General features: G+C 61.4%; 12 protein-coding genes. 6 read left to right on the forward strand and 6 right to left on the reverse strand.

Annotated features, from left to right (window positions below):
• Nucleotide 1: 1 nt before the first annotated feature.
• The 6 genes from M4578_RS21505 to M4578_RS21530 all read left to right on the forward strand — a co-directional run bounded on the left by M4578_RS21505 (nt 2) and on the right by M4578_RS21530 (nt 6223).
• Nucleotides 2-1177 (forward strand): acyl-CoA dehydrogenase family protein, encoded by a 1176-nt coding sequence (locus tag M4578_RS21505; RefSeq protein ID WP_027264328.1) that lies wholly within the window; start codon nt 2-4, stop codon nt 1175-1177.
• A gap of 17 nt (nt 1178-1194) precedes the next feature.
• The gene (locus M4578_RS21510; protein ID WP_027264329.1) at nt 1195-2337 is read left to right on the forward strand and encodes an acyl-CoA dehydrogenase family protein; all 1143 of its coding nucleotides are present in this window, start codon (nt 1195-1197) and stop codon (nt 2335-2337) included.
• A 28-nt stretch (nt 2338-2365) separates the two neighbouring features.
• Nucleotides 2366-3142 (forward strand): enoyl-CoA hydratase/isomerase family protein, encoded by a 777-nt coding sequence (locus tag M4578_RS21515; protein WP_027264330.1) that lies wholly within the window; start codon nt 2366-2368, stop codon nt 3140-3142.
• A gap of 116 nt (nt 3143-3258) precedes the next feature.
• Nucleotides 3259-3705 carry a TRAP transporter small permease gene (locus M4578_RS21520; RefSeq protein ID WP_254698503.1) on the forward strand — a complete coding sequence of 149 codons (447 nt, stop codon included), beginning with the start codon at nt 3259-3261 and terminating at the stop codon, nt 3703-3705.
• 10 nt (nt 3706-3715) lie between these two features.
• Nucleotides 3716-5023, forward strand: coding sequence for a TRAP transporter large permease (locus tag M4578_RS21525; RefSeq protein WP_027264332.1), 1308 nt, complete (start codon nt 3716-3718; stop codon nt 5021-5023).
• 66 nt (nt 5024-5089) lie between these two features.
• On the forward strand, nt 5090-6223 hold the full coding sequence (locus tag M4578_RS21530; RefSeq protein WP_027264333.1) for a C4-dicarboxylate TRAP transporter substrate-binding protein: 1134 nt from the start codon (nt 5090-5092) through the stop codon (nt 6221-6223).
• A 68-nt stretch (nt 6224-6291) separates the two neighbouring features.
• Here M4578_RS21530 and M4578_RS21535 read toward each other — a convergent pair whose 3' ends face one another.
• From M4578_RS21535 to M4578_RS21560, 6 genes are all read right to left on the reverse strand, one after another.
• Nucleotides 6292-7437: a thiolase gene (locus tag M4578_RS21535; protein WP_027264334.1), complete on the reverse strand. Its 1146-nt coding sequence runs from the start codon at nt 7435-7437 to the stop codon at nt 6292-6294.
• Nucleotides 7434-7829: a Zn-ribbon domain-containing OB-fold protein gene (locus M4578_RS21540; RefSeq protein WP_027264335.1), complete on the reverse strand. Its 396-nt coding sequence runs from the start codon at nt 7827-7829 to the stop codon at nt 7434-7436. The genes M4578_RS21535 and M4578_RS21540 overlap by 4 nt, the downstream gene beginning before the upstream one ends.
• Before the next feature lies 1 nt (nt 7830).
• Nucleotides 7831-8607: an SDR family NAD(P)-dependent oxidoreductase gene (locus M4578_RS21545; protein WP_027264336.1), complete on the reverse strand. Its 777-nt coding sequence runs from the start codon at nt 8605-8607 to the stop codon at nt 7831-7833.
• Nucleotides 8608-8667: 60 nt separating this feature from the next.
• Nucleotides 8668-9081: a PaaI family thioesterase gene (locus tag M4578_RS21550; RefSeq protein ID WP_036051569.1), complete on the reverse strand. Its 414-nt coding sequence runs from the start codon at nt 9079-9081 to the stop codon at nt 8668-8670.
• A 1-nt stretch (nt 9082) separates the two neighbouring features.
• Nucleotides 9083-11050 (reverse strand): TRAP transporter permease, encoded by a 1968-nt coding sequence (locus M4578_RS21555; protein WP_027264338.1) that lies wholly within the window; start codon nt 11048-11050, stop codon nt 9083-9085.
• Between the two features lie 68 nt (nt 11051-11118).
• A complete protein-coding gene (locus M4578_RS21560; RefSeq protein ID WP_027264339.1) occupies nt 11119-12264 on the reverse strand; it encodes a TAXI family TRAP transporter solute-binding subunit in 1146 nt (381 codons plus the stop codon).
• Nucleotides 12265-12272 lie beyond the last annotated feature (8 nt).

The following is a 12272-nucleotide window of genomic DNA, read 5'->3' on the forward strand; positions in this document are numbered from 1 at the left end:
CATGTTCAAGCTCGATCCGGAATTGGAGGATTTTCGCAACGAGGCACGCAAGCTGGCTGAGCGCGAGTTTGCTCCCAGGGCCGCCCATTGGGACGAAGCCGAAGAGTTTCCAGCCGCGAACCGCGACAAGCTGGCCGAACTTGGCTATCTGGGAATGTTCATCCCTGAAGAATACGGCGGCTCCGGCGCGCCAGTGATCCAGGGCACGGTGTTTCTGGAAGAAATGGCGCGGGTCTGTTTCAACACGGCGCTGGTCTCGCAACTCTACCTGAACGGCCCATCCCGGGCAATCAGCGTTCTGGGCAGCGACGAGCAGAAAAAGCGGTTCCTGCCAGACATGGCGGCCGGCAAGAAATTCATCGCAATCGCCATCAGCGAGCCAGAGGCGGGGTCGGCGGTGACAGACCTGCGCACCACGGCCACAAGGGACGGCGACGGATGGGTGCTGAATGGCAACAAATGCTGGTCCACGGGCGCCCATGTGGCCGATTATGCGCTGGTCTTCTGCCGTTTCGGCAAGGCCAGCGGGGCGAAGGGGATTGGTGCCTTTGTCGTCGATCTGAAGAAGCCGGGCGCGCGGATCGGCCACATATCGCTGAAGATGGGTGGCCGGGGGCTGACCGAGGCCGAGATTATCCTTGAAAACTACAAGGCCGGTCCCGAGGATGTGCTGGTCGAAGGGGACCCGGAAAGCTCGCGCTCCTTCGCGCTGTTGATGAGCAGTTTCGGACCCGAGCGGGTGGGCAACGCAGCGATGTGCGTGGGGCTGGCGCAGGGCGCTTTCGATGCTGCAAAGTCGTATTCCGAGATTCGCCATCAGTTCGGGCGCCCGATCAAGGAATTCCAGGGCCTGCAATGGAAAATCGCCGACATGGCCACACAGATCCATGCTGCGCGTCTGATGGTCTATCGGGCCGCGACCAACCCCGCGCCGAACGGCTTTCCCGATCCGATGGATGCGACCATGGCCAAGCTTTACGCCAACGAAATGGCGCAGAGGGTCACGAACGAAGCGCTGCAGATCCACGGTCACAATGGTTACACGCGCGAATACCCGCTGGAACGTATGGTGCGTGACGCGCGCGGCTTCGCGCTTGGCGGTGGCACCGTCGAAATCCTGCGCAATACGATCGCCGCCATGGTCTACGGCCACAGCTTCGACCAGCGGCGGGGGTAGGGCGGATGCATCCCTCGTTGCTAACGACAGAACAGGTCGCTCTCAAGGATGCCGCGCGCAAACTGGCGCTCGGGGAATTCCGGGACCGCGCCGCACGCTGGGACCGCGACGGCATCTACCCCGAGGAAAACCACCATCGCCTGGGCGCGCTTGGCTATCTGGGCATGACCATTCCCGAAGAATACGGCGGTGGCGGTACGCCGCTGGTGGATTGCTATCTCGTGATCGAAGAACTGGCCAAGGTGGATTTCAATACCGCGCTGATCGTTCACGATCAGAACGTCTCGCCCCGGATCATCGCCACCTGCGGCAGCGAGGCGTTGAAGCAGGCTTTCCTGCCCCGCTTCGCCGCGGGCGAGATCGAATGCGCGATCTCCTGGTCCGAGCCCGAGGCCGGGTCGGACGCCACCGCGGTGACGACATCGCTGCGCCCGGACGGGGACGGGTTTGTGCTGAACGGCGGCAAGATCTTTACCACTTTCGGCGACAGGGCCGATTACCTTCTGGTCTATGCTCGGTTCTGCGAAAGCAAAGGCGCGCGAGGCATCGGAACCGTTTTGGTGCACCGCAAAAGCCCCGGCGTTTCGGTCCATATTCTTGAACAGAAGATGGGCGCGCGCGGCTGCAACGAATGCGAGATCCATTTCGACGATGTGCGGGTGCCGTCCGAAAACGTCGTGACCGAAGGGCTGGCCGGCAACTCCAGCGGCTTTGTCCGCCCGCTGGGTGTCTATAACGCCACGCGCGTCGGCATGGGGATACTGGCGCTTGGTGTCGCCGAGGGGGCGTTCGACCTTGCACGCGACTACATGAAGACCCGCCGGCAATTCGGCAAGGCGCTGTCCGAGATGCAGGGGCTGCAATGGATGATGTCGGACATGAAGGTGCAGATCGAGGCCGCGCGGTCGTTGTGTTATACGGCGCTGTCGCTGATCGACCGCGGCCAGCCCGATCCAACATTGTCTTCGATCGCCAAGGTTCAGGCCACCGAAATGGCACAGCGCGTCACCCATGACGCCATGCAGATGTTCGGTGGCTACGGCTATTTCGGTTCGCTTCCGTTGGAGCGGATGGTGAGGGATGTGCGGATGCTGACGATCACCGGGGGAACGACCCAGATACATAAGAACGGGATTGCTCGGGCGCTGTTCACTGACTGACGAATCTTCGCCAAAGGGAGGGGTGGTCATGACAAGCGATATCACTGTGGAACACTCAGAAGGTCTGGCCGTCGTGTCGTTGAACCGGCCCGACAAGCTGAATGCGCTGACCCTCGACATGCGCGTCGAACTCCTGGACGCGTTTCGCGATATCCAAACTGACCCGCGGATTCGCGCCGTATTACTGCGGGCCGAGGGCCGCGCTTTTTGTGCGGGTGCGGATATTTCGACCATGGGCAAGGACGATGTCTGGGGTGATCGGGCGCGCTTGTACAGGGCGCACCAGATGATCCTTTCCATATTCAATTGCGAGAAGCCTGTGGTTGCCGCGGTGCGCGGTCCGGCGGTCGGGATCGGTCTGAGCATGGCGCTCGCCTGCGACGTTATCCTGCTCTCCGAGACGGCAAGATTCGGTCAGGTTTTTCGCAAGATCGGGCTGGCCCCCGATGGCGGCGCGGCGTTTTTCCTTCAGAATCTGATCGGTCGGCAACGTGCGACGGACCTTGCCTTCTCAGCGCGGATGGTGCCGGCGGATGAAGCCCTGAGCCTGGGATTGGCAAGCCAGGTTCATCCCGATGATGCCCTCGACCGGGCGGCCCTGGACTATGCGACAGACCTGGCCGCGGGGCCAACCTTTGCCCTGGCCGGTACCAAGCGGCTGATGCGCGCCGCGATGCAACCGTCTCTGGAGAGCTTTCTTGAAACAGAAGCCATCATTCAGGGGCAAATCATCAAGAGCGCGGATCACGCCGAAGGCATCGACGCCTTTCTGAGCAAGAGAAAACCGGTTTTCCGTGGCGTATGACCAAGCGGATTGGCCCTTTTTACGACAGGGAAGAGATAGTGATGGAAACAGTCATTGCACGACTTGGCAGGGTGTCGCGGATTATCACCTATATTGCGACTGCCCTGGCGGCCCTGATGATGGTCCACGTCACGCTCGATGTCATCCTGAGCCAGTTCATCGCCGAGCCCCTGCCGGGCACGGTGGATTACGTGTCGTATTATTACATGGTCGGGCTGGTCTTTCTGCCGCTTCCCTTCGTCGAATACACCAACGAGCACATCAAGGTCGACCTGATCCACGATCTGCTCCCGACGGGGGCGAGGACCGCTCTCGACATGCTGGCTCTGGCGCTGTCTGCGGTGTTCTACGGGCTGCTCACCTGGCAGACCTGGATCGATGCCGTCGAAAAATACCTCATCGGCGAGCAATCCATGGGCATGGCGGCGGTGACCGTCTGGCCCGGTCGCTTCTGTCTGCCTCTTGGTGCGGGGCTGATGGTTCTGCTCTTGCTGGCCAAGCTGATCCAGAGGCCTTTCACCGACGCTGGCATGGCCGGCCCCAATCACGACATGTACGAATAGGAGTGGAACGGTGAGCTTTTTCCAGATCGGCCTTTGCGGCATCGTTTCTGTCATCCTGCTGGTCTTGCTGCGCGTTCCGATCGCGGTCGCGCTGGGTATCGTGTCCTTCTTCGGGTTCTGGGCGATGCTGGGAAGCGGCGCGGCTTTCGGCCTGCTGACGGCGGTGCCCTATGATTTTGCCGCGCACTGGACCCTCAGTTCGATCCCGATGTTCCTGTTGATGGGATACGTCTGTTACCAGACCGACATCACGCGCGGGATCTTCAAGGCCGCCCGGGTCTGGCTGTCATTCCTGCCGGGCGGGCTGGCGGTCGCCAGCGTGGGCGGCGCGGCGCTGTTTTCGGCGGCGGCCGGCTCCAGCCTGGCCTGCGCCGCGGCAATGGGCCGGATCGCGGTGCCGGAAATGCTGAAGCGCGACTACGATCCCGGGCTGAGTACCGCCGTGGTTGCCGCAGCCGGCACCATGGGGTCGCTCATCCCGCCGAGCATCCTTCTGATCATCTACGGTATTTTTGCCGAGGTCGCGATCAGCAAGCTGTTTCTGGCCGCGATCGTGCCGGGCGTACTGACGATGCTGGGGTACTGGGCCGTGATCATCGTTCGTGTGTGGATCAATCCCGCGCTCGCGCCGTCGCTCGACGAAAGCGCGACATGGTCCGAACGGCTGGAGGCCCTGAGCGAGACATGGCCCGTGATCTTGCTGGTGGTGGGCGTTTTCGGCGGTCTGTTCACCGGGATATTCACACCCACGCAGGCCGGGGCTGTCGGGGCGGCGTTGTCCTTCGTGATTGCGGCGGCGCGCGGCACCCTGAACTGGAAAGTTTCCAGGATCGCGCTGATGGACACTGCAAAAATGACTGCGGCGATCTTCATCATCGCGGTCGGTGCCAACCTGTTTTCGAGGTTTCTGGCGATCAGCGGTATCCCCGAAGCGATGACCGACCTGGTGATTGATATGGGGGCCAGCTATGTGATGCTGGTTTTCGGCACGGCCGTGATCTTTTGTCTGCTGGGCATGATCCTCGATCCGCTGGGCATCCTGCTGCTGACGCTGCCGATCCTTCTGCCGATCTACGAGGCGAACCATATCAGCCTGATCTGGCTGGGCGTGCTTGCAACCAAGCTGGTCGAGATGGCTCTGATCACCCCACCGGTGGGGCTGAACGTGTTCGTGATCAAGGGCATCGTCGGTGATGCGGTCCCGATTTCACTGATTTTCAAGGGTGTTTTGTGGTTTTTGGCTGCGGATGTGGTGGTCCTGATCATCATGGTCGCCTTTCCCGAACTGATCATGTTCCTGCCAGAGCTCGGCAACTGATTTGGCCATCCCGGCCGTGACGAACCCCGCGCAATAGCGGGGTCTTGAAAAAGAGGAGGAGACCACATGAAACTGACCAATGCGTTTGCCGCGCTGGCGGCGACGACCGTTCTAGCGGCGACACCGGCCCTGGCCGAAAAGCGGGTGACTATATCCAACTGGACGTCACCCAATCACGCGACATCGCGTGGCCATGCCGCCTTTGCCGAAATGACCGAATCTGAATTTCCGGATGCCTTCGACTTCAAGCTGTTTGCCGGCGGCGCCTTGCTTGGCCCCAAGCCAACACTGTCCGGCCTGCGCGACGGCGTCGCCGATGTAGGTCTGCTGGCGTTGACCTATTTCAGGTCGGAAATGCCCTATGCGCAGCTCGTCGCCGATCTCGCTCTTTTGGGCGAGGACCACTATGCCATGGCCGGCGCGACCAGCGAATTCGTGATGCTGCACTGCCAGCCGTGCAAGGACGAGTTCGCAAAGAACGGCATGGTGGCGCTGAGCGGGATCAGCACTGCGCCTTATGTATTGCTGACCACCAAGCCGATCGTCGAAATCAGCGATATGCAAGGGGTCAAGCTGCGCACGGGCGGGTCGGTCTGGGACCGCTGGGCGACACGCCTTGGGGCAGAGCCGGTAAACGTGCCGTCGAGCGAGATGTACGACACGATGAGCCACGGTGTCGTCACCGCTGCGGTGCAGCCGGTCGGTGCGCTCAAGGGGCACAGTCTGATCGAGGTTGCCAAGCACCTGACGGAGTTGCCGTTGGGCACCTATCATTCCGGTTCGATCTTTGCCGCCGGCCCGAAATTCTGGATCTCACTTTCGCCGGAGCAACGCGAGCAATTCGTCAAGAACATACCCGAGGCCGTGGCGCAGACCGAGGTGTACTACGAAACCGACGATCTCGACGTGCTGAAAGAGGCGGGTGGGCTTGGCCTGCAGGTACACCAGCCGTCGCCTGAGTTTCTTCAGGATCTCATTGATTTCCGCACCGCCGATCTTGAAGAGATCGCCCGCATCTCGCGCGAGGAACGCGGCATCGAAGATCCGGAACCGCTGATCGCAACCTATCGCGAGCTGATCGAGAAATGGCACGGTCTGGTTGAGCCGCTGCAACCGATCCGGGACAATCATCAGCCTTATGCAGACCTTCTGCGTCAGGAGATTTATTCCAAGATCGACTTCGCAACCTACCCGAACTGAGCCGTTTCAGGCCTGAATACACAGCGGCCCTTCGCAAGAAGGGCCGCTTCATTGCTTCCTTCGTCTGTTCAGAGGGTGGCTTCGGTGCCCAGGATATTCGTCACCTGGCTGGACAGGACACCGCCGTTGCCGTGGGCCAGGGCCAGTTCGGCACTGCCGATCTGGCGATCGCCAGCATCGCCGCGCAGTTGCCGCACCGCCTCGACCAGCGTGAAGATGCCGTACATCCCGGGATGCACGCATGACAGGCCGCCACCATTGGTATTGACCGGCAGGTGGCCGCCAGGCGCGATGCCGCCGTTCGCCACAAACGCACCGCCTTCGCCTTTCTTGCAAAAGCCCAGATCTTCTAGAAAAAGGATCACATTGATGGTGAACGCGTCGTAGAGCTGGACCACGTCGATGTCCGCGGGTTTGACACCCGCCATGTCCATGGCCGTTCGCCCTGATTGCGCAGCGCCGGTCACGGTCAGGTCCGCCATTTCGGAGATGTCGCGGTGCGTCGTGCCCTCGCCGCCGCCCAGCAAATACACCGGAGGTCTGGGGTGATCCTTGGCCGTCTCGGCCCGGCGCATCACAATCGCGCCACCGCCATCGGTCACAAGGCAGCAGTCGCGCACCCGCAGAGGGTCGGAAACCGGCCGCGAGGCGATGACATCCTCGCGCGTCAGAGGATCGCGCATGAAAGCGTCGGGGTTCTTTTGGGCCCAGGCCCGGGCCGCCACCGCCACGTCGGCCAGCTGTTCGCGCGTTGTGCCGAATTGCGTCATGTGACGGTCTGTGGCCAGCGCATAGGACGACAGCGGGAACAACGGTCGGTAGGGGGCCTCGTAGGTCGGCAGGCCAAGCGCAGTCATCAGCTTGCCCGAGGCGGTGCGCTGGTTCGATCCGTAGCAGATCAACACGGTATCAGCGAGCCGCAATTCGAGCAGCATCGCGGCCCAGAGCGTGTGCGACAGGAACGACGAGCCGCCCATGCGGTTGTTCATCGTGAACCTGGGGTTCAAGCCCAATTCCTGCGCCAGTGTAAGACCCGACAGCATATCCAGCGGCTGGCAGGTGGCAACGGCATCGACCTCGCCAAGTGCGATCCCCGCATCGGCAAGCGCGCCGTGCACCCCCTCGATTGTGATCTCCATCGAGCTTTTGCCATGGGCCTCGCCGCAGCCTGCCAGCGCTGCACCGACGATGGCGGCTTTTCCCCGTAAACTCAATTTGCTTCTCCTTCTGGCCGGAAAACCACGGCGGGGTCACCTTCGGCGCCTTCGCCGATCGACGCGGTTACTTTCAGCCCGGCGACAATCTGGTCATGCGCGATACCGTCGATGCGCGACATCATTCGTACCCCTTCCTCCAGGTCCACCAGAACCACGTTGTAATCGCCGCCTCGTTCCGGTTTTCGGCGCACGACCGTTCGCGCATAGACGGTGCCCCTCCCGGTTGGCGCGAACCATCCCAGATCCGCGCTGCCGCAGGCCGGACAGATCACGCGCGGATGGAATACATGGGTGCCGCAGCCGCCACATTTCTGAATCTCGAAGACGCCCTCGGCCAGCTTCGCGGCGAAGACGGCGTCCGGCCCTGGGCCTTGTCCAATGCCGGCCATCTCAGAACCCGATGTGGAAGCCACCGTTCACGCTCAGGTGCTGGCCGGTGATATAGGATGCCGCGTTGGACAACAGGAAACAGACGGGCTGCGCGACTTCTTCAGGGGTGCTCATCCGTCCCATCGGAATCTGCGCCATATACCTGTCGGCGAATTTTTCAGAGCGGATGGTCTCAGTCATTGGTGTCTCGACCATTCCGAAACAGACTGAATTGACGTTGATGCGGTAACGGCCCCATTCACGCGCGGCGCTCATTGTCAGGCCCAGAACCCCGGATTTTGCCGCGCCATAATTGATCTGACCGATGGTGCCGCGACGCCCGGCATCGGATGAGATATTCACGATGGCACGGCGCGCGGCGCTTTCGGGGTCTTTTTCGACCCGGTCCTTGTAATAGGTCCCCACGGCCTGAAGGCAGGCGAAGACACCGGTGAGGTTCACGTCGATGACCTGTTGCCAGGTGGCCCGGTCCATCTTGTGGATCATCGCGGCGCGCACGATCCCGGCGTTGTTCACAAGCCCGTTGATGTCGCCGAATTCGTCGAAGGCGAATTTCACGAGCTTCCCGGGAAAGTCCGGGTCGGCCACATTCCCCACGATGGCGCGGGCATTGCCACCGATCTGTTCGGCGGTTTCCTTGACGCCGTCCTCGTTCAGATCGTTCACCACGACCTTGGCGCCCAGCTCTGCCGACAGCGCCGCCACACCGCGGCCGATACCCTGTCCGGCGCCTGTGACGATAACCACTTGATTGTCCAATGCCATCGGGTTGATCATTTCTGTCTCCTTTTGTCCTTCGTTTGTTTGGTCTCGCTCACCATCGGTTCACTCAGGTGGTCACGACGGTGGTGCGAGCCGCTTGATCACGGCATCGCCATGGGCCAGATGGTGCCCGTCCTGATTGAAGATCTCGCCCTGTACAAAAACCAGTTTGCGTCCGCCCCCGACAATGCGCGCGCGGGCCGTCAGCGTGTCTCCTTCGGTCGCCGGGGCGACGAAACTGGTGGTAAGCGAAAGCGTAAGGCAGCGATGACCTGGGCGGCCATCCCCCGCGTAGGCCGCGCAAAAGGTGACCGCGTTGTCCAGCATGGTCGCGTAGACACCGCCATGCACCGAAAAAGCGCCGTTCAGGTGATCGCGTCCGATGGCCAACCGCAGCTCGGCTTTGCCATCGGACCACGAGACGAAGCGCACGCCGAGCAATGCGTTGAACGGGGCGGGGATGTCCGGTCTGCCGTCTTGTGCGCTCATATTACGCTGTCTCCTGCTTGGCCGAGACCATCACCAAAGCGACAGCCACTGCCGCCATAGCGGCACCTGCGCCCACCGCGCCGAGGATCGGAACCGCCAGACCCGCGTTCGAGGGAAAGGCGAAGGCCAGACCGGCAATACCAAGAAGGACGCGGGCGATTGTTCCTGGCAGTCCGGTTTCGATCCGCCCGACGCCAAACAGATACCCCTGAATACCGGCGCAGATCAGCAGAATGCCGAGACCGGCGCGCAGAACCGTAAGCAGGCTTTCGAGTGGACCGGCTTGCAGGATGAACGCCGGATCAAGGACGAAGAAGAAGGGAATTATATAGACGATGCTTCCAAGCTTCATCGCTTCGAAGGCCGTCGCAAAGGGTTTGGCCTGGGCGATGGCCGCCGCGGCGAAAGCCGCGAGCGCGACGGGGGGGGTGATATAGCTCAGCATGCTCCAGTAAAGGATAAATAAATGGACGCCGATCGGATCGAGCCCGCCGGCGACCAGGGCGGGTGCCAGCGACACCGCCAGAATCACATAGGCGGCGGTCACGGTCATGCCCATTCCAAGAATGAAACTGGTCAAAGCCCCCAGCAGCAGAAGCAGAAAGATGTTGCCGCCCGCGATGAACAGCAGATCGTTCGAGATCGTCCCGGACATCCCGGTCACCGCCAGTCCGCCGACGATCAGCCCGACCGCCGCAAGAATGGCAACAAGTTCGACGAACAACTGTCCCGTGGCGATCAGAAAATTCATCAGCTCCTTTCGCCCCCAGCGTGATTTTGAGAGCAGCTGGTTCAGGACAAGAAGCAGCGCGGTCGCATAGAATGGAGCGATCGCCTCGCGCTTGAGGTAGAGCAACATCCAGATCAGCAGCCCGAAGACGGCGAGAAAGTACCAGCCTTCGCGCAGCACCTTGCCGATCCTGGGAAGGTCGGCGCGCGGAACGCCTTTCAGTCCGTTGCGCGCCGAGTATGCGTCGATTTGTGCGAACAGGCCGAAAAAGTAGAACAGCGAAGGAAGCACCGCCGCCACAACGATGTTGGTGTAGTCGGTCGCCAGGAATGTCGCCATGACAAAGGCCGTGGCGCCCATGATAGGGGGCATCAGCACCGCCCCCGTCGACGCCGCCGCTTCGATCCCCGCCGCATAAGTGGGCCTGAACCCCACCTTTTTCATCGCTGGAATGGTAATTGATCCGGTCGTCAGCACATTGGTGATCACGCTGCCGCTCATCGAACCGGTCAGCCCGCTGGTCAGAACTCCTACCTTGGCCGGCCCGCCCCGGACATTTCCGAGCGCGGCAAAGGCGATGTCGATAAAAAACGGACCTGCGCCGGTATGTTGCATCGCAACGCCGAAGATCATGAACCCCACGACAAGATTGACAAAGCTGCGCATCGGTATGCCCAGCACACTTTCGCCGCTCATCGCGTGGAAGATCGCCGTTTCGACGGGCGAGCGCTGGAAGCCCTGGATCGGGCCGGGCGCATAGTTGGCGATCATGGGGTAGATGGAAAATACCAGGATTACCGCGAACAGCGTCCAGCCGCCGGTGCGGCGCGCGGCCACGAGCAGCAGGAACCAGAAGGCGAAGCTGGCGATCACGGCATTAAGAGGAGCGGCGAAATCCCACCCTTTGTTCACCACGCTGCGCCCGTAGTAGGCAAAGAAGGCGCAGGTGATCAGGGCCAGCAGGGCCAGAAAGTAATCCCACCATCGCGTCGATCCGTAAGGATCTGACTTTGAACAGGGAAAGACAAGGAACACCAGTGGCAGCGTCAGCAGAAGCATCACGTAGAGGTAGTGAATTTCAAGCAACCGGACGTTCATGAAGAAGCCCAGATTGAACAGATGGTTGACCGACGCCGCGGTCAAAAGCAGCGCCGAGACGACGAGCGACCAGCGAACAAACGCGGGCAGGGTGCCCATACCGGTCGGTTGCGCCGGCGCTTCCTGTGTTTCCTGTGCCATGCCCGTATTCCAGTTTTGTGCTGCGTTGCTTTGTGCAAGGCGCCTGTGGGGCGCCGCGCTGTGTCGCATCAGCGGAAAAAGACTTCGTGGCCGGCCGCTTCCAGTGCGTCGGCACGGGCTTTCATCCATGCAGCGGCAAATTCTTCTTCACCCTCTGGAGCGTCCCCGACAAATGTGCCCCAGGCCCGCAAGAGCACCTCTTGCCGTTCCACCAATTTGTCCTGGTTTGCCTGGGCTTCCGGTGTCCACAGACCCTTTTCCTTGAAGTAGGCAACGCTGCCATCGCTCCATGGCATCACCCAAGACAGGATCTGGCGATCAATCGCATACGCATTGGCACCGGGGGCGGCATCCTTGTAATCGTCGAACCCTGCGTCAAGCGCGGCTACGATGTTGCGCACCTCGGTGGAATCCTGATCGGAGTTAGTGACCAGGATCGGATAGGGGTACTGCGCCATGGGCAGTGGGGAGGCAGGGTCGATGCCCGGCCCCACAGACACCATATGCGGTGTCACGAAGGGCGTTACGCTGGTGTAGCGTTCCCATGCTTCTGTCTGGTCCGCGGGTGTTTCAAGCCATTTCAGGCCGCGCGGGCTTGACTCGATCTGGTAGTTTACGGTGGTCGTCGTCAGTGCAAAGGCGGCATCCACACGGTCTTCGAGAATGCCCTGGAGCGTGTTCACATAGCCCGAGAATTCCACTGCCTCCACGTCGTCCCATGTCAGGTCCGCAAAGGCCAGCAGCCCCTCCATGTTGACATCGATCGCCGGCGAACTGACGGCGCGACCGACCCGTTTGCCCTTGAGGTCCGTAATCGTCTCGATGCCGGCATCGGCCGCGACGGCGACACCCAGACCGTAGTCGCCGACAGCCTGAAGCACCGCGCGGATCGGCTGCGGGCCCCATTCAGGCGCAGCAAAAAGGAAAACCCCTTCGGCAGCGAAATAGGAGGCGATGCCGCACAGGCAATAATCGACCGTCCCGTTTTTGAGCGGCGTCATCCGCGAGACGTCGTTTCGCCCCGGAAGCACGCGGACCGTCGATCCGTATTTGCTGCGCATCATGTTGCCGATGGCTATGGAATGCGCATGACCGGCCGATCCCGTGTCATAGGCCGACCAAGCGATCACGTCAGGCAGATCGATGTCTTGCGCGCCAGCCGAGGTGGCCATTGCCAGGCATGCGGCAGCGATCCCGGTTATCTTGAACTTCATGATATTCT

Source organism: Salipiger pentaromativorans, assembly GCF_024721115.1.
Lineage (GTDB): Bacteria > Pseudomonadota > Alphaproteobacteria > Rhodobacterales > Rhodobacteraceae > Salipiger > Salipiger pentaromativorans.